Raw genomic sequence first — 20302 nt, forward strand, 5'->3', positions numbered from 1 at the left:
TCGTGCTCAGCGCTCCTGGACGACCCGCGGCTGGGCCGCCGGGCGCAGCCAGGTGAGCAGCCAGCGCATCTGCTGCGGATTGCCGACCTGGGTGCAGCCCGCGGTCGGCGCCCAGGGGTGTCCCGGCTTCGAGGTGTGGTAGAAGATGCCGCTGCCCTTGCCGGGTACGGGCCGGGCGCCCGCCCCCGGGCGGAGCCGGACGTGGTTGAAGTCCAGCACCCAGCCCGATCGCATCGACGGTCGGTTGCCCGACGTGACGCCGCGGACCTCGAGCCAGGTGTTGTAGTTCGGCCCGGCCGCGGCCGAGACGACCGAGGTCGCGCGCCGCTGGCGCCACGGCATCCGACCCGGGTTGGTCGGCGTCGTCGTGAACGTCACCTTGATCCGGAACACCCCCAGCGGCGAGCGCCGGTCGCCCTCGCGCTGCTTGCCCCAGCCCCGCGAGCCGATCGTGGACCGGAACTCGCGGCGCATCGTCCAGACGCCGTCGTCACCGCGCTCCCAGGCCTGGGTGACGGTGCACCAGACCTGGCGGCAGTACGTCCGGCTCGACACCGTGCGCACCACCTGGGTGGTCCGGGCCGGCAGCCCGCGGGCCCACGCGGGCTCGTCGACGCGCTCGCTCCTCGTCGCCGCGCCGATCGGCGCGGCGACGAGGAGGGTCGTCAGCAGCGCGAGGGCGAGCCCGGCTCCCAGGCGTCGTGGCACGGCCCGATCATCACATGCGGATTCGGCCGCGAGCGACCCAGCGCGCTAGTCTTCTCAGGTTGCCTCCACGGAGGCGACACGCCGTCAGAACGGCCGCGGAACCAGAGTGCCCCGGTGAACAGGCCCGGGCGCGCCGCGCAACGAAGACTGTGCCCGAGAGGGCCGAGGAAGGAGCCCGCATGTCGATCGGTACCGACGCGGCGACCAAGAAGAAGATCATCGCCGAGTACGCCACGACCGAGGGCGACACCGGCTCGCCCGAGGTGCAGATCGCGCTGCTGAGCCACCGCATCAGCCACCTCACCGAGCACCTCAAGCAGCACAAGCACGACCACCACAGCCGTCGTGGGCTGCTGCTGCTCGTCGGTCAGCGCCGTCGCCTGCTCAACTACCTGCAGAAGACCGAGATCGAGCGCTACCGCTCGATCGTGGAGCGCCTCGGCCTCCGTCGCTGATCATCCCCGTCTCCGGGGCGGAGCGGCTGCCCCTCTCGGGCAGCCGCTCCTCTCGTATCCGGGTCCGATCCGGCTAGGCTCGGACCCGTTCCACAACTGAACAACATCGGAAACAACCAGGAGCGACCCGCCCGTCTGGCCCGGTCCTCGGTAGTGGCTCTCAGACCTCGCGGTCTGCGGGCCTCGATCGAAGACCGGCTCCGCTCGGCAGGGACTCGTCCACGAGCACACTCCCGCCGGGTGAGCGGGACGCCGCGGCTCGCTCCGCGACAGAACAGGGAACGACCCTTGACTGAATCCAACGAGCCCGTGATCTCTGCCGTCGAGACCGTCCTCGACAACGGCAAGTACGGCCAGCGCACCGTGAAGTTCGAGACCGGGCTGCTCGCCCGGCAGGCCGCCGGCTCGGTGACCGCCTACCTCGACGACGACACGATGCTGCTCTCGGCGACCACCGCCGGCAAGCACCCCAAGGACCACTTCGACTTCTTCCCGCTGACGATCGACGTCGAGGAGCGGATGTACGCCGCGGGCAAGATCCCCGGCTCGTTCTTCCGCTCCGAGGGCCGGCCCGGCGAGGACGCGATCCTCACCTGCCGCCTCATCGACCGTCCGCTGCGCCCCACCTTCAAGAAGGGCCTGCGCAACGAGGTCCAGGTCGTCATCACCGTGATGGCGCTGAACCCGGACGCGCCGTACGACGTGCTGGCGATCAACGCCGCCTCGCTGTCCACCCAGCTCTCCGGCCTGCCGTTCTCCGGCCCGGTCGGTGGCGTGCGCGTGGCGCTGATCGAGGGCCAGTGGGTCGCGTTCCCGACGCACAGCCAGCTCGAGGACGCCGTCTTCGACATGGTGGTCGCGGGACGGGTCACCGAGACCGGTGACGTCGCGATCATGATGGTCGAGGCCGAGGCCACCGAGACCAGCTTCGGCAAGGTCCAGTCCGGCGCCCAGGCCCCGACCGAGGAGGTCGTCGCCGGCGGTCTCGACGCGGCCAAGCCGTTCATCAAGCAGCTCTGCGAGGCGCAGGCCGAGCTGGCCAACGTGGCCGCGAAGCCGGTCCAGGACTTCCCGATCTTCCTCGACTACGAGGACGACGTCTTCTCGGCCGTCGAGTCGTTCGCCAAGGCCGACCTCGCCGCCGCGATGAAGATCGCCGACAAGCAGGAGCGTCAGGACCGCACCGACGAGCTCAAGGACCGGGTCCTCGGTCACTTCGAGGAGCAGTTCGCCGGCCGCGAGAAGGAGCTCGGCGCGGCGTTCCGCTCGGTCAACAAGGCCGTCGTGCGCGAGAGCATCCTGCGCGACAAGGTCCGCATCGACGGCCGCGGCCTGGCCGACATCCGGCCGCTGCACGCCGAGGTCGGCGTGATCCCGCGGGTGCACGGCTCGGCGCTGTTCGAGCGCGGCGAGACCCAGATCCTGGGCGTCACCACGCTCGACATGCTCAAGATGGAGCAGCAGCTCGACACGCTCTCCCCGGAGAAGCACCGCCGCTACATGCACAAGTACGTCTTCCCGCCGTTCTCCACCGGCGAGACCGGCCGCGTGGGCTCGCCCAAGCGCCGCGAGGTCGGCCACGGCGCGCTCGCCCGCCGGGCACTGCTGCCGGTGCTGCCCGACCGCGAGGAGTTCCCCTACGCGATCCGCCAGCTCTCCGAGGCGATGGGCTCCAACGGCTCCACCTCGATGGGCTCGGTCTGCGCCTCCACGCTGGCGCTGCTCCAGGCGGGCGTCCCGCTGAAGGCGTCGGTCGCGGGCATCGCGATGGGCCTGGTCTCCGGTGAGATCGACGGCTCGACCCAGTACGTCGCGCTGACCGACATCCTCGGCGCCGAGGACGCGTTCGGCGACATGGACTTCAAGGTCGCCGGCACCCGCGAGTTCGTGACCGCTCTGCAGCTCGACACCAAGCTCGACGGCATCCCCGCCGAGGTGCTCGCGCAGGCGCTCCAGCAGGCGCGCGACGCCCGGATGACGATCCTCGACGTGATGGCCGAGGCCATCGACGAGCCGGAGGAGATGTCGATCCACGCGCCGCGGATCATCACCATCAAGATCCCCGTCGACAAGATCGGCGAGGTCATCGGCCCGAAGGGCAAGGTGATCAACCAGATCCAGGACGACACCGAGGCGTCGATCTCGATCGAGGACGACGGCACCATCTACATCGGTGCGACGAACGGCGAGGCCGCCGAGGCCGCCCGTTCCGCGATCAACGCGATCGCCAACCCGACGATGCCCGAGGTCGGCGAGCGCTACCTCGGCACCGTCGTGAAGACGACGAACTTCGGTGCGTTCGTCTCGCTGCTCCCGGGCAAGGACGGCCTGCTGCACATCAGCAAGCTGCGCGGCCTGGCCGGCGGCAAGCGCGTCGACGCCGTCGAGGACGTCGTCTCGGTCGGCCAGAAGATCCAGGTCCAGATCGCCGAGATCGACGACCGCGGCAAGCTGTCCCTCGTCCCCGTCGTCGAGGACGCGGAGGGTGCCGGGGACGTCGAGGAGTCGGGCTCCGAGGGAGCTGACGACGCCGAGTGACCAAGGCTCCGAACACGGTGACCCGCCAGAAGCTCTCTGGCGGGTCGCCGTCTTCTCAGCGGACGGTGACGCTGCACACCGAGCGTGACGCCGCCGGTCAGGTGACCGCGCGGGTACGCCGTACCACCCTGCCCAGCGGGCTGCGGATCATCACCGAGCAGCAGGCCGGCGTCCGCTCGGCCGCGATCGGGGTGTGGGTCGGCGTCGGCTCGCGCGACGAGTCGCCCGCGCTGCACGGCTGCTCGCACTTCCTCGAGCACCTGCTGTTCAAGGGCACCGCGGAGCGCTCCGCGCTCGACATCTCGGTCGCCCTCGACGCCGTGGGCGGCGAGTTCAACGCGTTCACGGCGAAGGAGTACACCTGCTTCCACGCGCGGGTGCTCGACGAGGATCTGCCGCTCGCGGTCGACGTGCTCGGCGACATGATCACCGGCTCCACGCTGGCGCCCGCCGACGTCGAGGCCGAGCGCGACGTGATCCTCGACGAGATCGCGATGCACGACGACGATCCCGACGATGTCGTGCACAACCTGTTCGCCGCCCGGGCCTGGGGCGACAGCCCGCTGGGCCGCCCGATCGCCGGTACCGAGGAGTCGATCGCGGCGCTGACGCGCGCCCAGGTCCACCGCTTCTACCGGCGGCACTACCGGCCGGCCAACGTCGTTGTGGCCGCCGCCGGAAACGTCGACCACGCGAGCCTGGTCCGCCAGGTGCGCACGGCCTTCGGCCGCAACGGCTGGCTCGACGTCCGCGAGGCGCCGGTGCTGCCGCGGCACGGCAGCCGCAAGCGGGTCACCCCCGGGCTGATCGAGGCGAGCCGCCCGTTCGAGCAGGTCAACCTCGTGCTCGGCATGGAGGGTCTGCGCCGCGACGACGACCGGCGCTTCGCGCTCGGCGTGCTCAACACCGCGCTCGGCGGAGGCACGTCGAGCCGCCTCTTCCAGGAGGTCCGCGAGCTCCGCGGGCTGGCCTACTCCGTGTTCTCGTTCTCCTCCCACCACGCCGACTCGGGCCTGGTGGGGGTCTCGGTCGGCTGCCTGCCGAACCGGCTCGACGACGTGCTCGCCGTGGTCCGCCAGGAGCTCGCCAAGGTGGCCCGCGACGGCATCACCGCCGAGGAGCTGGCCCGCGGCAAGGGTCAGCTGCGCGGCGGGCTGGTGCTCGGGCTCGAGGACACCGCGTCGCGGATGTCGCGCATCGGCAAGGCCGAGCTCGTCCACGACGAGCTGCTCAGCATCGACGAGGTGATGGCCCGCATCGACGCGGTCACCCTCGACGAGGTGCGCGCTGTCGGGCGCGAGGTGTTCGGGCGCCCCGAGATCCTCGCGGTCGTCGGCCCGGCCTGACGTGCGGGCCCGCGTCGGTCCTCGGGCGTAGGCGGGGGTGGCCTGCGGGTCCCGCGGGCGGGCCGGCCTGGCGGTGAGCCAGCAACCTTCTGCGACGCCGGGAAGGTTGCTGGCTCACCGCGACGATGGCCGACCGGGGCCTGGCGGTGTGCTGGCAACCGTCTGCGGCACCGAATCGGTTGCTGGCTCACCGCCCGACGGCCTCGCCTGGGCGGCACCAGGTGGGGTCACCGTCGGGGCGCGGGTTCATCAAGGGATGAGGTCGAGATCGCGCCTCCCGGGGTGAACCCAGCCAGGGAGGCGCGGCTTCGCCTTCATCCCTTGATGAAACCCCCTCGCCGGGGCACCCCACCCACCGACACCCGGCGCCGGGCCTCACTCCGCGAACAGCTCGGCCTGCACCCGACCGAACGCCGACACGAGCTCGGCGTACGACGTGCCGCCGCAGGCGGCGGCGACCAGCGGACCGAGGCGTACGACGGCGTGGTGGATCATCGACAGCGACCAGGCGACCACGCCGGGGTCGAGCGGGTGCACCGAGACCGCCTGGTTGTAGCGGAAGACCACCGTCGCGACCGACTCGCCGAGCTCGAAGCCGGTCAGCGGCAGCGTCGAGTTGACCATGTGTAGGAAGCGGGCGACGTCGCTCACCGCCTCCGGCACGACCTCGTGGGGGAGCACCACGAGGTACTGGAGCACCGGCGGCTGCTCGTGCCCGGGCAGGAAGCACACGTGCGCGGTCGAGGTCCGCCCGGCCTCGTCCTCGAGCGGGACCACCAGCTGCGCCGGCACCTCGCCGTCGCCCGGCAGGACGCTCGAGGGGATGCCGCCCTCGGCGAACTCCTCGGCGAGCAGTCCGAGCAGCTCGTACGCCGGGTCCTGGGTGGCGTCGTACGACGCGCCCGGACTGGTCACATGGACTCCACCTTGGAGAGCTTCCGCTCGATGAGGTCCTGGCCGGACTCCGAGAGCGCCTCGTCCGGGTCGACGTTGATCGAGCTCAGCAGCAGGTAGGAGTCGTGCAGCTCGCGCTCCCTCTCCTCGGGCAGCGCCGCCTCGCGGCTGAAGGCCGAGTCGACGGTGGAGCGCTCGATCGCGCCGAGCACCAGGGGTACGTTGCCCTGGCGGAGCGCGCCGCGCAGCTCGTCGGCCAGCCGGGCGTTGGCGGAGGCCTGGCGGGCCACCTCGTTCGCCTGCTCGATGGCCTGCCGGCGGGCCTTCGCCTGGGGCGTCATCGGGCCCGACCGCGTCTTGCTGAAGCCGACCACGCTCGCGGGCGGCGGGGTCGAGGGTGGCGCCGCCGCGAAGCTGCGGCTGCGCCCGCGCGTGGTGACCTGCTCGGCCTCCTCGGCGTCCATCTCCTCGGTCTCGATCTCGCCGAAGACCTCCTCGGCCCGCTTGCCCTGGGCGATCTGCTCCGCGGCCTTGGCCCGGTCGCGGGCGTTGGAGACCTTGCCGGCGATCTTCGCCGCGGCGTATACGCCACCGGCCACCGCCGCGGCGATCCCGATGCCCCAGCCGATCGGGTTGCTGACGATCAGCAGCGCTCCCGCGGCGATGCCGAGTACGCCGAGGGTGGTCTTCATCGCCGCGATCGCGAGCTTGTACTTCTCGGCGCTGACGATCGCCTTCTTCCACTCGGCGCCGCGAGTGCTCAGCATCGTCTGGGCGCGTCCCCAGGCCAGTCGGCAGAGCTTCTGGACGGCCTTCCCACCGCGCCACATGCCCTGCAGCACCTGGGCGGAGCCGGTCGCGACGCCCAGCGCCCCGGCGGCGGTGCCGAGGGTGGCGTTGCCGACGCCGACCGCGACGTTCTTGACGCTGCCTCCGCTGTGCACGAACGCCGTCTGCACGCCGGCCTTGGCGGTCGAGGTGGCGGCGCCGAGGAGGGCGTTGGCCTGGTTCTTGCCCTTGCGTCCGGCGAGGTTCTTCATGCCCGCGTCGTCGAACTCGGCGGCGTCGTTGCCCATCTTGCGGGCGTTGTTGAGGCCGACCAGCGAGTCGCCGACCAGCAGGCCGCCGAGGGCTTCGCTGGCGCCGCCGGCCTCCTTGGCGAGGTGGGTGCCCAGCGCGACGCTGCCGGTGATGCCGCCGGCGATGCCCGGCTTGCCGAGCTCGACCCCCACCTGGTCGTGCTTGCCGGCCGGACCGCTGTAGGCGGGCGGCTTCGGCGCGACCGCGGGTGCCGCCGGTGCGGGCGCGGGTGCGGCGGCCGGTGCCGCCTTCTTCTTGCGCCAGGGCAGCTCCCAGCGGCAGATCCGGGAGCCGGCGCCCACGCCGCGGGCGATCGCCGCCCGGGTGTGCGGGTCGAGCGGAGCGGCGGACCGGTCGACGAGGCGGCGCGCACCGCCGGCCGGCTGCAGCGTGTGGGCGATCTCGTGGGCGAGCATCCGCTCCCCGGTGGGGGAGCCGGGGTCGTACTGCTGCCGCCCGAAGAAGATGTCCTGACCGGTCGTGAACGCGCTGGCCGAGACCGCCGAGCTGAGCCGGGCGGCGTGGTCGTCGCGGTGGACGCGCACCGAGGAGAGGTCGCGGGAGAACGCCGTCTCCATCCGGCGGCGTACGTCGGCGTCGAGCGGCCGGCCGGTGCCACGACGGGCCTCGATGGCGTCGCTGGTGCCCGGGTCGAGCACGCCGCCCTCGTGGCCGACCACGGCGGTGCCCGACGCCGTGGCGCTGCGCCGGACCGCGTGGTCGCACCCGGGAGCGTGGACGTGGGGGCCGGCCTCGAGGCGGCTCAGCCGCGCCAGCGCGCTGTCGGCCATCGCGTCCGCCTCGTGCTCGGCGCGGTCCTCGGCGTGCCCGACGACGAGCGGCAGCGGGGCCTCCGGGGCGGCGACGGCCGGCGCCGGAGCCGACCGGGCGAGCTCCTGCTCCGTCTCCGGTGTCGCGTGGGTGGGTCCGCTGGACATGGCCCGATTCTCTCCTGCCCCGGGGCGCCGATCGCAGGAAACGCCGATCAACGCCGCGGGTTCGACCCACTGGTCAAGACCGGTGGCCGCCGGCCGAGCTTGACGTGCTCGCGGACGACGGCGTCGGCCAGGTGTCGCATGCCGAGCGGTGTGCCCTCGGCGACGGCGGCGTACACGGCCGTCAGCACGATGTTGCGGATGTCGCCGCCGGCCAGCTCGACGGACGCGGCGAGGCCGTCGAGGTCGACCGGGTCCTGGGCGTCGGTGCCGATGCCGTCCAGGTGGTGGGACCAGAGACGCCGGCGCGTCGGCTCGTCGGGCGCGGGGAAGGCCACCATGAAGTGCAGCCGCCGCGCGAACGCCGGGTCGATGTTGCCGCGCAGGTTGCTGGCCAGCACGGTGATGCCGTCGAACTGCTCCATCCGCTGCAAGAGGTAGGCGATCTCCTGGTTGGCGTAGCGGTCCTTGGCGTCGCGGACCTCGGAGCGGGAGCCGAACAGGGCGTCCGCCTCGTCGAAGAACAGCACGGCGTTGGTGGCCTCCGCCTCGGTGAAGACCCGCTCGAGGTTCTTCTCGGTCTCGCCGATGTACTTGTCGACGATCGTGGAGAGGTCGACCTGGTAGAGGTCCATGCCCAGCGAGTCCGCGACCACGTGGGCGGCCAGGGTCTTGCCGGTGCCGGGCGGCCCGGAGAAGAGCGCGCAGATGCCGGTGCCCTTGCCGCCCTTGCCGTGCAGCGGCCCGAGCGCCGTCACCTCGTCGCGGTAGCGGGCCCAGTCGAGCAGCCGGGTGACCTCGCCCAGGGCGGCAGGCGGCAGCACCAGGTCGTCGAGCGTGACCGACGATCCGGCGTTCGCGCGCACGCTGCGGCCGCGGCCCAGCTCGCGCGCCGACTGCCGGACCCGCGCGATCGACACCCGCTCCTCGCCATGCAGCCGCGCGCTGGTCACCGCGTGCCGCCCCACTGCCACGATCTGCTCGGGCGACAGCGGCATGCCGCTCACCTCGCGGGCCGCGGTCTCGTCCTCGAGCAGCGGCTGCCACAGGGCCTGGCGCTCGGCGACGGAGAGCCGGGGCGCCGGGACGGTCAGCGGGAGGTCGGCCGGCCAGACCGGGTCCCAGGGCTCCGCGCTGACGCCGACGACGGGCACGGCGGAGCGCAGGTAGACGTCGGGTCGCACCCGCTCCGCCCCGACGAGCACGACGACGCTGCCGGCCAGGCCGCCCTCGAGCAGCACCTCGAACGCCGCCTCCTCGACCGGTGTCGTCGGGTCGAGCCGACCCAGGTCCGCCACCAGGTGTGCCACGTCGAGCCGCCGGCAGGCGGCGGCGGCCATCGCCGCGCCGGCGCCCCCGGCCGGAGCGTGGATCCAGACCAGTCGCTGTCCGGCGCCGAGCGCGGCCGCCACCAGTTCGGTGCCCTCGACCTCGACCGGAACGGCGTCGTGCAGCAGGCCCAGCACCCGTCGGGTCGGTACGTCGTCGCCCGCCAGGTGGGCGGCCACCCGATCGGGGAGGACGACACGGCGGCTGAGCAGCACGTCGGCTCCGGTGGTGGCGACCAGGCCCTGGCGAACGAGCGCCGAGTGCTGGCCGAGGTGCTGCTGGGCCGCCCGGGCGTCGGCGGTCAGGCCGGCGACCTCCATCGCGACGGCGACGGTCGCGCGCGCGGGCCCGGGATCCCCGGAGAGCAGCCCGGTCAGCAGGTGACCGCTCACGGTGTGGTCGGCCAGCGCGGCGACCTCCAGGATCGCGGTCTCGGCGGGGGAGAGGCCGAACCGGTGGGCCAGCTCGGCCAGGGCCGCCTCGCGCTCGACGTCGGCGGCGTCGAGGTCGAGCGCGGCGAGGGCCGCCTCGGCGGTGCCGGCGGCGCTCCAGCCCGCCTCGGTGCGTCGGGCGACCGCGGTCGCGATCCGAGTCGACAGGGTCTCCACGGTCGACAGGATCCCATGGGCCGGGTGCGCTGTCCGGCGTACCTCGGGGGGCGGGTCAGCCCCTCGCCAGCGCCAGCGCGACGACTCCCGCGGCCGCGCAGGCCCAGAGCACGCTCGTGAACGTGCCGATGATGAACCGCTCGGCCGCGCCGGTGCGGACGCCGTCCTCGGCCGCGCGCAGCTCGGGGTAGCGGCCCAGGCCCTTGAGGGCGAGGACGACCGCGAGGCCCTCGGGCCAGCCGGCGACCAGGGTGGCGTAGATCGCCGCCCGCTCCAGCGCGCCGATCCAGGCGCCGCCGCGCAGCACGTGCCCGGCCAGGTCGAGGGACTCGGCCGGGGGCTCGCGACGGTCGACGAGGTCGAAGACGAGCGCGGTGAGCGGCCCGCCGCCCGCGACCGCGACCGCGCCGCCGAGGGCGACCAGCAGCGCCTCGGCGGCGGGAGAGTCGACGCTGACCCGGTCGGGTGCCGCCGCGACGGCGGCAGCGGCAGCGAGCAGCAGCAGCGCGGCCGGCGCCCAGATCCGGCGGCCACCGAGCGCCCACGCCGCCAGCCCGCAGAGGAGGGTGAAGCCCAGCAGTACCAGCGTCAGCGCGCCCCAGTTCTCAGCCGACATGGTCGACATGGTCCTCTCCCGTCCCGAGCAGGTGTGCGGCGATTCCGGCGACGAGCTCGTGCGCCCGGCGCGCCTCGACGATGCCGGCGGCCTGGGCGCGCTGGCTCACGGCCGACTGGCTGATGCCGAGCCGCTCGCCGACCTCGGCGTACGACAGGCCCTCGGCGACCAGGTCGGCCACCTCCCAGCCCCGGGTGGTGCGGCGGGCGAGCACGGCGGCCCACAGCCAGATCGTGGTCTCCAGGGCGCGCGCCGCGGGCTCGTCGCCGACGACCCGGGTGTGCCACGGACTGTTCTTGGCGGCGGTCACGGCCGCGCGCGCGTGGAGGTACGCCGGGCCGCGGCCGGCGCGGGCATGGTCGGGGAGCGGCTCCTCGACCATGCCGACGCCCACGCCGATGTTCCACGCGTCGGCCCGGAGCAGCAGAGACAGCGCGTCGGCGACCGACCGCGCCCGGACCAGCACGCCTTGGAGTTCGTCGCCCACCGTGCGCTCGAAGGGCAGCCGGGCGGGCACGGCGGCCAGTTTGGCGAGTGCCTCGGGAATCAGGTCCGGGCCGCTGCGGCTGCCGCGTTGGTCGACGGTCAGGACCACGACGGGGGTGGTCATGCCGAGGAGGTTACGTCAGGGAATAACCTAATGCAAGAGAAGTGAAGGATATTTCCTTATCTGCGACCGATGATGCCGACGACCGGCGGCGCCACCTGGTTGACCACCGAGACCCGGAAGCCGCCCCCCTGGAGTGCCGCCGAGGACTTGCGCACGATGTTGGGTACCAGTTCGGGGCGGTTGGAGTCGAAGAAGAGGTAGACCGCGCCGCCGGGCAGCACCCGCTCGTGGAGCAGCGCGATCTCGTCGGCGCAGTCGCGCACCCAGAACAGGTTGACGTTGAAGGCGAAGACCTTGTGCAGCCGCTTGACCGGCACCCGCAGCGTCGCGAGGTCGATCTGGCGCACGGTCAGTCGGCCGCTCTCGACGAAGCGGGCGCAGCGGCGCTTGGTGCGGTCGACGCCCGACTCGGACCGGTCGATCGCGAAGAGCTTCCCGGTGTCGAGCCGCTCGCAGATCATCTCGGCGCCGTAGCCGGGACCACAACCGATCTCGAGCACATGGTCCGTCGGCTGGACGTCCATGATGTCGACAGCCCACCGGATCCGCGGCGGGATCGTCTGCAGCGCCATGCGCCCAAGACTGCCAGACGGTCGCCGCCGAGTCAGGCACCGGCTGGCCGGTAGGTTGAGGGCGTGATCACGGTAGGTGTGCTCGGTGCGCGTGGACGAGTCGGCTCGGAGGTCTGTCGGGGGGTCGAGGCGGCCGCCGACATGGAGCTGGTCGCCGCGGTCGACGTCGGCGACGACCTCGACTCCCTGGTGACCTCCGGTGCTCGGGCCGTTGTCGACTTCACCCATCCCGACGCGGTCATGGACAACCTCGAGTTCTGCATCGACCACGGCATCCACGCCGTCGTCGGCACCACCGGCTTCGACGACGCCCGGCTGGACACCCTGCGCCGCTGGCTGGCCGACGCGCCGTCGGTCGGCGTGCTGATCGCGCCCAACTTCTCGATCGGCGCGATCCTGATGATGCGCTTCGCGGCCGCGGCGGCGCCGTACTACGAGTCCGTCGAGGTGGTCGAGCTGCACCACCCGACGAAGGCCGATGCGCCGTCCGGCACGGCTCGGCGTACGGCGGAGCTGATCGCCGCCGCCCGTCGCGAGGCCGGCCTCGACCCGATGCCGGACGCGACGTCCACCGGCCTCGACGGCGCCCGCGGCGCGGACGTCGACGGCGTCCGGGTGCACAGCGTGCGGGTTCGCGGTCTGGTCGCCCACCAGGAGGTGTTGCTGGGCGGGCCGGGGGAGACCCTCACGATCCGGCACGACTCACTGGACCGGGCGTCGTTCGTGCCCGGTGTCCTCACCGGTGTGCGCGAGATCGCCGCCCGGCCGGGCCTGACCGTCGGGCTGGAGCACGTCCTCGGCTTCATCTAGGGGTCGGCGCGAACTCGGTTGCCTGCAGGTTCGTGCATTGCAGGAACCTGTGCGTGCCGCCCGGTTCCACCGCTCGTTGACAGCGGCGAGGCTGCGAGTCCGTAGCCGCTCCTCGAGGTGGAGAAGGACGTGTCATGCGCAGGATCCCGGGACCCGGCGATGCGGGGCGCGTCGCCGCGGCCCGGACCGGGTACCGCGCCCCTGACGGTCCACCCGGCCCCGACGCCGGCCACCGCGGTGCCCGGACCCTGGACGTCGCGCGCGACCTCGGCGCCGCGGGCGATGTCCAGCACAGCGCGGTCGCCACGGCCCGGAGCGTCGTCGGCGTGAGCTGACCCTCTGGGAGACCGCGAGCGGGCCCGCGCCGACCTGGTCGGTGCGGGCCTTGCTGGGGGTGCCGAGGTCCGGTCCGGTCAGAGCATCCGGGCCAGGGCGGCGGCGAGCGCCGCGCCGAACACGACGACCAGGAACGGTGCCCGCAGCAGCAGGAGCGCCACGGCCACCGCGAGGCCGAGCGCGCGGGCGTCGAGCACCAGGTCGTGGCCGTCGGCGAACACCTGGACGGCCACCAGCGCCGAGAGCAGCGCGACCGGGATCAGGTCGGCGACCCGCTCGACCAGGGGCCGCTCGAGCACCCGTGGCGGCACCGACAGCCCGGCCAGCTTGAGCAGGTAGCAGCCGATCCCGGTGGCGACGACGGCGACCCAGATCACGGCGCGCTCCCCGGGGTGCTCCGCGACAGGGCCCCGGCGAGCAGGGCGACCGCGGCCGCCGCCAGCACGGGTACGCCGGCGGGCACGACCGGCACGGTCGCGAGCGCCACCACCGCGGCGGCGAGGGCGACCTGCAGGTTGCGGCGGCCGTGCAGCCGCGGCCAGAGCAGCGCCAGGAAGGCGGCGCCGACGGCGGCGTCGAGCCCGTAGGTGCGCGGATCGCCGATCGTGTTGCCGGCGACCGCGCCGATCAGCGTGGCGAGGTTCCAGAGCACGAAGATCGAGACGCCCGTGGTCAGGAAGCCGACCCGGGCTGCCGGGGTCGACTCGCGGGTCACCCCCATCGCGGTCGACTCGTCGATCAGCACGTGCGCCGCCAGGACGCGGCGCAGCCCGGTGAAGCGGAGCAGCGGCGCCATCCGCAGCCCGTAGAGAGTGTTGCGGGTGCCGAGCAGCAGGGCGGTCAGGGCGCCGGAGAGCGGTGCGCCGCCGGCCGCGAGCACGCCGATCAGGGCGAACTGGCTGGCGCCGGTGAAGACCAGCAGCGACAGGGCGCAGGTCTGCGCCACCGACAGTCCGGCCGCGACCGAGACCGCGCCGAAGCTGACGCCGTACGCACCGGTGGCGATGCCGACGCCGAGGCTGTCGCGGACGATCGCGCGCCGCTCGCGGGGGTCCAGGGGCGCGACGGTCACCCGCCCGAGCGTAGCTAGTGACGGCGCACGCGCACCGGACGGGTGCGGTGGTGGAAGTCGTGCAGCAGCACGTAGTTGAGGAGCAGGCCCGCGAGCAGGCCCCAGCCGATGCCGGCGCCGATCAGGAGCGGCGCACCCATGACCTCGACGAGCCAGATCCCGGAGAGCATGCCCACGACGAGGGCGGTGACGATGACGAGCAGGCGGTGCAGGCGCGGCAGGGGTCCGAACACGGAGGTCTCCGATCTGGAGTGGACCTCCATCCTGGCCCGGGAGCCCAGGAAATCAAGGGGTGACTTCTGTGAGCGAGGTGTGCATCCTGATCTGCTTGACGAGGGTGCTGCCGGAGCCGTCGAGGTCGAGCTCGCGGTGCGCCCCGTCGGCCGCCCAGCCGGCGCCGGCGAGGAAGGCGCGCAGGGCGTCGTCGGTCGCCAGCACCCACTGCACGGCGCGCGCGAAGCGGTCGGCGGCCATCGTCTCCGCGGCGGCCTGGAGCAGCCGGGAGCCGTGCCCGCGCCCGCGCTCGTCGGGGTCGACGGTCAGCTCGGCCAGCTCGCCGTCGGCGATCGGGTCGCAGTCGGGGTCGGCCGCGGGGGAGCAGATCGCGAAGCCGACCACCCGGTTGCGCTCGAGGGCGACGAGCACCCGGTTGCGGGCGTCGCCGGGCCGGTCGAGGGCGGCGCGCCACGCCGCGGCGGCCGCCTCAGCGTCGTCGGGGAGTGCGTCGGCGGGCACCAGGCCGGCGTACGTCGTGCGCCAGGTGCGCAGCTGCAGCTCGGCGATCGCGGGCGCGTCGTCGGCCCAGGCGACGCGGACCGAGACGTCGGCGGTGGGACTGCTCATGTCCCGATCCTCTCAGCCGCGCGAGTTGTTACAGTACGCCGTTCGTCCGGAATGCAACTGTAACAACTCTGGTAGCGTGCCGAACGTGTCCTTCGACGACCTGCTCGCCGACGACGGTCGGGTGGAGCCGCGCGACCCGATGCCCGATGGCTATCGGCGGACGCTGGTGCGCCAGATCGCCCAGCACGCGCACTCCGAGATCATCGGCATGCAGCCGGAGGGCAACTGGATCAGCCGGGCGCCGTCGCTGCGCCGCAAGGCGATCCTGATGGCGAAGGTGCAGGACGAGGCCGGGCACGGGCTCTACCTGTACGCCGCGGCCGAGACGCTCGGCGTCGACCGGGCCGATCTGCTCGACCAGCTGCACACCGGCCGGCAGAAGTACTCCTCGATCTTCAACTACCCGACGCTCACCTGGGCCGACGTCGGCGCGATCGGGTGGCTCGTCGACGGCGCCGCGATCGTCAACCAGGTGCCGCTGTGCCGCTGCTCCTACGGCCCCTACGCCCGCGCGATGGTGCGGATCTGCAAGGAGGAGTCCTTCCACCAGCGGCAGGGCTTCGAGATCCTGCACACCCTGTCCCACGGCACGCCGGCGCAGCGGGCGATGGCCCAGGACGCCGTCGACCGCTACTGGTGGCCGGCGCTGATGATGTTCGGCCCGCCCGACGACGACTCGCCCCACTCCGCCCAGTCGATGGCGTGGGGGATCAAGCGGTTCTCCAACGACGACCTGCGCCAACGGTTCGTCGACATGACCGTGCCGCAGGCGGAGGCGCTCGACCTGACGCTGCCCGACCCGGAGATCCGCTGGAACGACGAGCGCGGCCACTACGACTTCGGCGAGGTCGACTTCGGCGAGCTCGCCGAGGTGATCAAGGGCAACGGGCCGTGCAACCGCGAGCGGATGGCCCACCGCGTCCGGGCGCACGAGGACGGCGCCTGGGTGCGCGAGGCGGCCGCGGCGTACGCCGCGAAGCACGCGGTCCCCGAGGAGGGCGCCGCATGAACGACTGGCCGCTGTGGGAGGTGTTCGTGCGCTCGCGCCGCGGGCTCTCGCACGTGCACGTCGGCTCGCTGCACGCGCCGGACGCCGAGCTCGCGCTGCGCAACGCCCGCGACCTCTACACCCGACGCCAGGAGGGCATCTCGCTGTGGGTGGTGCCGTCGGCGCAGATCGTGGCGTCCGACCCGGGGGAGCGCGAGGCGTTCTTCGACCCCGCCGACGACAAGGTCTACCGGCACCCGACCTTCTACTCGGTGCCCGAGGGGGTCGAGCACCTGTGACCACCCCACCGAGCACCCTGTTCGACTACGTCCTCGGCCTGGCCGATGACGCGCTGGTCTCGGCGCAGCGGATGGGCTGGTGGATCAGCCGGGCGCCGGAGCTCGAGGAGGACGTCGCCCTCGCGAACATCGGGCTCGACCAGCTCGGGCAGGCACGGGCGCTGCTGACCTACGCCGGGGCGGTCGAAGGGGCGGGCCGCACCGAGGACGACCTGGCCTACCTGCGCGACGACCGCGAGTTCCGCAACGTCTGGCTGGTCGAGCGGCCGCAGGCGGACTTCGCCGTCACGATCGCGCGGCTGCTGGTCCTCGCGACCTGGCAGTCGGAGCTGTACGTCGCGCTCGCGTCGGCGTCCGACCCCACGCTCGCCGGCGTGGCCGGCAAGGCGGTCAAGGAGGTCGCCTACCACGTCGACCACGCCCGGCTCTGGACGCTGCGGCTCGGTGACGGCACCGAGGTGTCGCACCTGCGGATGCAGCAGGCGCTGGACGCGGAGTGGCCCTACGTCGAGGAGCTCTTCGCCCCCACCGCCGGCGCCCTCGTGGACCCGGGCGCGCTGCGCGAGGGGGTGCTGGGACGGGTCGAGGAGGTCGTCGTCGCGGCGACCCTGTCGGTCCCGCAGGTCGCACCGGCCATCGGGGGAGGCCGGCGCGGCCTGCACACCGAGCACCTCGGGCACCTGCTCGCGGAGATGCAGCACCTGCACCGATCGCACCCGGGAGCGGTCTGGTGACCGGCTTCGTCGACCGCAGGGCCGCCCCGACCGCCCCCTCGGCGGCCTGGAAGATCGCCGCCGACCTGCCCGACCCCGAGCTGCCGGTGGTGACGATCGGCGACCTCGGCATCCTGCGCGACGTCACCGAGGACGACCAGGGTCGCGTGCACGTCACGATCACCCCGACGTACTCCGGCTGCCCCGCGATGGAGACGATCAGCGATGACCTCGTCGACGCCCTGACCTCGGCCGGCTACCAGCACGTCGACGTGGAGTACGTGCTGTCGCCGGCGTGGACGACCGACTGGATGACCGAGGAGGCGCGCGCCAAGCTCGCGGCGTACGGCATCGCGCCGCCGGGCCCGGCGGGGCCGGTGACGGGGCCGGTGACGGGGCAGGTGACGGGGCCGGTCACGGTGCCGCTCACGGTCCGGTGCCCGCGCTGCGGGTCGCCGGACACCCGCGAGTCGAGCCGCTTCGGGTCGACCGCGTGCAAGTCGCTATGGGTGTGCCGCTCCTGCCGGGAGCCGTTCGACCACTTCAAGGCTCACTGATGGGGCACCACTGATGGGGCACCGCTGAGGTGTCGGCGACCTTCCACGCGCTGCGGGTCGCGGCGATCGACGAGCTCACCGACGACTCGGTCGCGCTCACCTTCGAGGTGCCCGACGACCTGGCGTCCGACTTCGCCTGGCTGCCCGGCCAGCACCTGAACATCCGCGGCGGCGACGACGTACGCCGTTCCTACTCGATCTGCACGGCGCCGTCGTCCGGCCGGCTGCGGATCGGCGTCAAGCGCCTCCCCGACGGCGCCTTCAGCTCCGGGGTGCTCTCGACGCTCACGGTCGGCGACACGCTCGACGTGATGACGCCCGCGGGCCGGTTCACCACGACGGTGTCCCCGACCGCCGCCCGGCACGTCGTGGCCGTCGCGGCCGGCTCCGGCATCACGCCGGTGCTCTCGATCGTCACGGCGGTCCTCGAAGGGGAGCCGGCCTCCTCGGTGACGCTGGTCTACGTCAACCGGACGCACCGCTCGGTCATGTTCCTCGACGAGGTGCACGACCTGAAGGACCGCTTCGCGTCGCGGCTGCAGATCGTGCACGTGCTCTCGCGGGAGACCTCCGACGTGGAGCTGCTGTCCGGCCGGCTGGACGGTCCCCGCCTGTCGCGGATCGTCGCCGCCTTCGGGCTCGCCGGCGCCGACGACTGGTTCCTGTGCGGGCCGCAGCAGATGCTCGTCTCGGTCCGGTCCGCGCTCGCCGACCTGGGCGTCCCCTCGGCGCGGGTGCACAGCGAGCTCTTCCACGCCGACCCCGTCGAGCGGGCGCCCGTCGAGGCGCTGACGGGCGCACCCGACGGCGCGGCCCGGGTGACGATCCGCCTCGACGGCCGCGCGTCGTCGCTCGACCTGCGCCCCGACGACGTACCCGTGCTGGAGGCGGCCCTGCGGGTCCGCGCCGACCTGCCCTTCGCCTGCAAGGGCGGGGTGTGCGGCACCTGCCGCGCGCGCCTGGTCTCCGGCACCGTCGCGATGGACGCCAACTACGCCCTCGAGCCCGACGAGATCGAGCGCGGGTACGTGCTCACCTGCCAGGCGCACCCGACCTCCGAGGAGGTCGTCCTCGACTACGACGGCTGAGGCCGGGCGCCGCTGATGCGATAGCATCAGATGTATGCGCACCACTCTCGACATCGACGACGACGTGCTCATGGTCGCCAAGGAGCGCGCCCGACGCGAGCGTCGGTCGGCGGGCGCGATCCTGTCGGAGCTCGCCCGGCAGGCGCTGAACGATGCATCGGACCAGGCCGCCCGCGCCGACTACGGATTCCGGCCCCTGCCGTCCCGCGGCGGGCTGGTCACCAACACCCTGATCGACGAGATCGCCGCGGAACTCGAATCGTGAGGGCACTCCTCGACGTCAACGTGCTCCTGGCGCTGCTCGACTCCGACCACGTGAGTCATCGGCGGGCCTGGGACTGGCTGGACGCCGAGATCGACCAGGGATGGGCCTCGTGCCCGCTCACCCAGAACGGCTTCGTGCGGATCATCAGTCAGCCGCGCTACCCGAACCCGATCCGTTCCGGCCAGGCGATCGAGCTGCTGCGGCAGGCGACCGCGACCGCTCACCACGAGTTCTGGCCGGCGGAGGTCTCCGTGCTCGACGCCGAGCGGGTCCGCGCCGATCGCGTGCATGGACCGAAGCAGGTCACCGCCCTCTACCTGCTGGCACTCGCCGTGGCCCGCGGCGGCCGGCTCGTGACCTTCGACGAGTCGGTGCCGGTCTCGGCCGTGCCCGGCGCAGGCCGTGATCACCTGACGCTGTTGTGAGGGCGCAGGGCCCGTGCCGGGCGGCACTAGGGTCGGACCCATGCAGACTCGCAACCTCGGCGGCAGTGGACTGAAGATCTCGGAGATCGCCTACGGCAACTGGCTGACCCACGGATCCCAGGTGGAGGAGGATGCCGCGACGGCCTGCGTGCGGCAGGCGCTCGACGAGGGCATCACGACGTTCGACACCGCCGACGTCTACGCCAACACCGCCGCGGAGACCGTGCTCGGCAACGCACTGAAGGGTGAGCGGCGCGAGGGCCTGGAGATCTTCACCAAGGTCTTCTGGCCGACCGGGCCTCGCCAGCACAACGACCACGGCCTGTCGCGCAAGCACATCATGGAGTCGATCGACGGATCGCTGCGGCGGCTGCGGACCGAGTACGTCGACCTCTACCAGGCGCACCGCTACGACCACGAGACGCCGCTCGAGGAGACGATGGAGGCGTTCGCCGACGTCGTACGCCGGGGCAAGGCGCTCTACATCGGGGTCAGCGAGTGGCGCGCGGAGGAGATCCGGGCGGCGTACGAGCTCGCGCGGGAGCTGCGGATCCCGCTGGTCTCCAACCAGCCGCAGTACTCCATGCTCTGGCGGGTCATCGAGGCCGAGGTGGTCCCCACCAGTGCCGAGCTCGGCATCGGCCAGATCGTGTGGTCCCCGATCGCCCAGGGCGTGCTGACGGGGAAGTACCTCCCCGGCCGGCCTGCGCCCGAGGGCAGTCGCGCCACCGACGAGAAGGGCGGCGCGAACATGATCAGCCGCTGGATGCAGGACGACGTCCTCGAGCGGGTCCAGCGGCTCCGGCCGATCGCCGACGAGGCCGGCCTCTCGATGGCTCAGCTCGCGGTCGCCTGGGTGCTGCAGAACGACAACGTCTCCGCCGCCATCATCGGCGCCAGCCGGCCCGAGCAGGTCACCGACAACGCCCGCGCCTCGGGCGTCACCCTCGACGAGGCGACGCTGCAGGCGATCGACGAGGTCGTCGGCCCGATCGTCGAGCGGGACCCCGCCCAGACCCAGTCGCCGTCGCGCCGCGACTTCTAGCGGTCCGGGTGGTCGGTGCGTGCGTCGCCGGCCGCGGTTTCATCAAGGGATGAGGGTCGAGCCGCGCTTCCCAGGGTGGACTCAGCCAGGGAGGCGCGGGTTCGCCTGCATCCCTTGGTGAACCGCCGACACCCGGCCCACGGAACGGCCAGCCAGCGTCGCCGAGCCTC

24 protein-coding genes are annotated in these 20302 nt (G+C 72.9%); 13 read left to right on the forward strand and 11 right to left on the reverse strand.

The features are described from left to right. Positions 1-6: 6 nt before the first annotated feature. Positions 7-708 (reverse strand): L,D-transpeptidase family protein, encoded by a 702-nt coding sequence (locus KM427_RS10370; protein ID WP_252275260.1) that lies wholly within the window; start codon positions 706-708, stop codon positions 7-9. Positions 709-887: 179 nt separating this feature from the next. On the opposite strand from KM427_RS10370, the gene rpsO reads away from it, so the two are divergent. The 3 genes from rpsO to KM427_RS10385 all read left to right on the forward strand — a co-directional run bounded on the left by rpsO (position 888) and on the right by KM427_RS10385 (position 5047). Further along, positions 888-1163, forward strand: coding sequence for a 30S ribosomal protein S15 (gene rpsO, locus KM427_RS10375; protein WP_183590503.1), 276 nt, complete (start codon positions 888-890; stop codon positions 1161-1163). A 288-nt stretch (positions 1164-1451) separates the two neighbouring features. Further along, positions 1452-3701, forward strand: coding sequence for a polyribonucleotide nucleotidyltransferase (locus KM427_RS10380; protein WP_215527141.1), 2250 nt, complete (start codon positions 1452-1454; stop codon positions 3699-3701). Then, entirely contained in the window at positions 3698-5047 is a 1350-nt protein-coding gene (locus tag KM427_RS10385; protein WP_252275263.1) for a M16 family metallopeptidase, read from the forward strand. Before KM427_RS10380 ends, KM427_RS10385 begins: the two co-directional genes overlap by 4 nt. Positions 5048-5422: 375 nt before the next feature. Here the strand turns inward: KM427_RS10385 and KM427_RS10390 are convergent, their stop codons facing one another. Genes KM427_RS10390 through KM427_RS10415 form a run of 6 tightly spaced genes read right to left on the reverse strand, consistent with a single transcriptional unit; the run spans position 5423 to position 11691 of the window. Then, positions 5423-5962 carry a hypothetical protein gene (locus KM427_RS10390; protein ID WP_183590501.1) on the reverse strand — a complete coding sequence of 180 codons (540 nt, stop codon included), beginning with the start codon at positions 5960-5962 and terminating at the stop codon, positions 5423-5425. Further along, a complete protein-coding gene (locus tag KM427_RS10395) occupies positions 5959-7959 on the reverse strand; it encodes an eCIS core domain-containing protein (RefSeq protein ID WP_183590500.1) in 2001 nt (666 codons plus the stop codon). The genes KM427_RS10390 and KM427_RS10395 overlap by 4 nt, the downstream gene beginning before the upstream one ends. A 47-nt stretch (positions 7960-8006) precedes the next feature. Continuing rightward, a complete protein-coding gene (locus KM427_RS10400) occupies positions 8007-9893 on the reverse strand; it encodes an ATP-binding protein (RefSeq protein WP_183590499.1) in 1887 nt (628 codons plus the stop codon). A 55-nt stretch (positions 9894-9948) separates the two neighbouring features. Next, positions 9949-10509, reverse strand: a complete 561-nt coding sequence (locus KM427_RS10405) for a hypothetical protein (RefSeq protein ID WP_215527142.1) — start codon at positions 10507-10509, stop codon at positions 9949-9951. Further along, complete coding sequence (locus tag KM427_RS10410) at positions 10499-11119, reverse strand: sigma factor-like helix-turn-helix DNA-binding protein (protein WP_183590497.1); 621 nt, start codon at positions 11117-11119, stop codon at positions 10499-10501. Before KM427_RS10410 ends, KM427_RS10405 begins: the two co-directional genes overlap by 11 nt. A 56-nt stretch (positions 11120-11175) precedes the next feature. After that, on the reverse strand, positions 11176-11691 hold the full coding sequence (locus KM427_RS10415; RefSeq protein WP_215527143.1) for a class I SAM-dependent methyltransferase: 516 nt from the start codon (positions 11689-11691) through the stop codon (positions 11176-11178). 63 nt (positions 11692-11754) lie between these two features. Between KM427_RS10415 and dapB the strand changes: the two genes are divergently transcribed. Both dapB and KM427_RS10425 read left to right on the forward strand, forming a co-directional pair. Further along, positions 11755-12501, forward strand: a complete 747-nt coding sequence (dapB, locus tag KM427_RS10420) for a 4-hydroxy-tetrahydrodipicolinate reductase (RefSeq protein ID WP_215527144.1) — start codon at positions 11755-11757, stop codon at positions 12499-12501. A 134-nt stretch (positions 12502-12635) separates the two neighbouring features. Continuing rightward, entirely contained in the window at positions 12636-12836 is a 201-nt protein-coding gene (locus KM427_RS10425; RefSeq protein WP_183590495.1) for a hypothetical protein, read from the forward strand. Positions 12837-12914: 78 nt separating this feature from the next. Here KM427_RS10425 and KM427_RS10430 read toward each other — a convergent pair whose 3' ends face one another. Genes KM427_RS10430 through KM427_RS10445 form a run of 4 tightly spaced genes read right to left on the reverse strand, consistent with a single transcriptional unit; the run spans position 12915 to position 14752 of the window. Further along, positions 12915-13214: an AzlD domain-containing protein gene (locus KM427_RS10430; protein WP_183590494.1), complete on the reverse strand. Its 300-nt coding sequence runs from the start codon at positions 13212-13214 to the stop codon at positions 12915-12917. Continuing rightward, positions 13211-13909: an AzlC family ABC transporter permease gene (locus tag KM427_RS10435; RefSeq protein WP_215527145.1), complete on the reverse strand. Its 699-nt coding sequence runs from the start codon at positions 13907-13909 to the stop codon at positions 13211-13213. The genes KM427_RS10430 and KM427_RS10435 overlap by 4 nt, the downstream gene beginning before the upstream one ends. A 14-nt stretch (positions 13910-13923) precedes the next feature. Beyond that, the gene (locus KM427_RS10440; protein WP_183590492.1) at positions 13924-14142 is read right to left on the reverse strand and encodes a hypothetical protein; all 219 of its coding nucleotides are present in this window, start codon (positions 14140-14142) and stop codon (positions 13924-13926) included. 52 nt (positions 14143-14194) lie between these two features. Further along, complete coding sequence (locus KM427_RS10445) at positions 14195-14752, reverse strand: GNAT family N-acetyltransferase (protein ID WP_183590491.1); 558 nt, start codon at positions 14750-14752, stop codon at positions 14195-14197. 85 nt (positions 14753-14837) lie between these two features. Between KM427_RS10445 and paaA the strand changes: the two genes are divergently transcribed. The 8 genes from paaA to KM427_RS10485 are packed head-to-tail and all read left to right on the forward strand — an operon-like array spanning position 14838 to position 20132. Beyond that, complete coding sequence (gene paaA / locus KM427_RS10450; RefSeq protein ID WP_215527146.1) at positions 14838-15761, forward strand: 1,2-phenylacetyl-CoA epoxidase subunit PaaA; 924 nt, start codon at positions 14838-14840, stop codon at positions 15759-15761. Then, positions 15758-16039: a 1,2-phenylacetyl-CoA epoxidase subunit PaaB gene (paaB, locus tag KM427_RS10455; protein WP_183590489.1), complete on the forward strand. Its 282-nt coding sequence runs from the start codon at positions 15758-15760 to the stop codon at positions 16037-16039. The genes paaA and paaB overlap by 4 nt, the downstream gene beginning before the upstream one ends. After that, positions 16036-16773 carry a 1,2-phenylacetyl-CoA epoxidase subunit PaaC gene (gene paaC / locus KM427_RS10460; RefSeq protein ID WP_183590488.1) on the forward strand — a complete coding sequence of 246 codons (738 nt, stop codon included), beginning with the start codon at positions 16036-16038 and terminating at the stop codon, positions 16771-16773. Before paaB ends, paaC begins: the two co-directional genes overlap by 4 nt. After that, positions 16770-17309: a 1,2-phenylacetyl-CoA epoxidase subunit PaaD gene (paaD, locus tag KM427_RS10465; protein WP_215527147.1), complete on the forward strand. Its 540-nt coding sequence runs from the start codon at positions 16770-16772 to the stop codon at positions 17307-17309. Before paaC ends, paaD begins: the two co-directional genes overlap by 4 nt. Positions 17310-17338: 29 nt before the next feature. Further along, positions 17339-18397 (forward strand): 1,2-phenylacetyl-CoA epoxidase subunit PaaE, encoded by a 1059-nt coding sequence (gene paaE / locus KM427_RS10470; RefSeq protein WP_215527148.1) that lies wholly within the window; start codon positions 17339-17341, stop codon positions 18395-18397. A 34-nt stretch (positions 18398-18431) separates the two neighbouring features. Then, positions 18432-18662, forward strand: a complete 231-nt coding sequence (locus tag KM427_RS10475) for an antitoxin (protein WP_183590485.1) — start codon at positions 18432-18434, stop codon at positions 18660-18662. Continuing rightward, positions 18659-19087: a TA system VapC family ribonuclease toxin gene (locus KM427_RS10480; protein WP_183590484.1), complete on the forward strand. Its 429-nt coding sequence runs from the start codon at positions 18659-18661 to the stop codon at positions 19085-19087. The genes KM427_RS10475 and KM427_RS10480 overlap by 4 nt, the downstream gene beginning before the upstream one ends. A gap of 40 nt (positions 19088-19127) precedes the next feature. Continuing rightward, complete coding sequence (locus tag KM427_RS10485; protein WP_183590483.1) at positions 19128-20132, forward strand: aldo/keto reductase family protein; 1005 nt, start codon at positions 19128-19130, stop codon at positions 20130-20132. The last annotated feature ends 170 nt before the right edge of the window (positions 20133-20302 follow it).

This window comes from Nocardioides sp. LMS-CY, assembly GCF_018732145.1.
In the GTDB taxonomy this organism is placed as follows: domain Bacteria; phylum Actinomycetota; class Actinomycetes; order Propionibacteriales; family Nocardioidaceae; genus Nocardioides; species Nocardioides soli.

Excerpts from the sequence above, each read along its gene's own strand:
- rpsO (WP_183590503.1), top strand. The coding sequence starts at position 888 with ATGTCGATCGGTACCGACGCGGCGACCAAGAAGAAGATCATCGCCGAG.
- KM427_RS10395 (WP_183590500.1), bottom strand. The coding sequence starts at position 7,959 with ATGTCCAGCGGACCCACCCACGCGACACCGGAGACGGAGCAGGAGCTC.
- KM427_RS10405 (WP_215527142.1), bottom strand. The coding sequence starts at position 10,509 with ATGTCGGCTGAGAACTGGGGCGCGCTGACGCTGGTACTGCTGGGCTTC.
- KM427_RS10410 (WP_183590497.1), bottom strand. The coding sequence starts at position 11,119 with ATGACCACCCCCGTCGTGGTCCTGACCGTCGACCAACGCGGCAGCCGC.
- KM427_RS10415 (WP_215527143.1), bottom strand. The coding sequence starts at position 11,691 with ATGGCGCTGCAGACGATCCCGCCGCGGATCCGGTGGGCTGTCGACATC.
- KM427_RS10425 (WP_183590495.1), top strand. The coding sequence starts at position 12,636 with ATGCGCAGGATCCCGGGACCCGGCGATGCGGGGCGCGTCGCCGCGGCC.
- KM427_RS10445 (WP_183590491.1), bottom strand. The coding sequence starts at position 14,752 with ATGAGCAGTCCCACCGCCGACGTCTCGGTCCGCGTCGCCTGGGCCGAC.
- paaB (WP_183590489.1), top strand. The coding sequence starts at position 15,758 with ATGAACGACTGGCCGCTGTGGGAGGTGTTCGTGCGCTCGCGCCGCGGG.
- KM427_RS10475 (WP_183590485.1), top strand. The coding sequence starts at position 18,432 with ATGCGCACCACTCTCGACATCGACGACGACGTGCTCATGGTCGCCAAG.
- KM427_RS10485 (WP_183590483.1), top strand. The coding sequence starts at position 19,128 with ATGCAGACTCGCAACCTCGGCGGCAGTGGACTGAAGATCTCGGAGATC.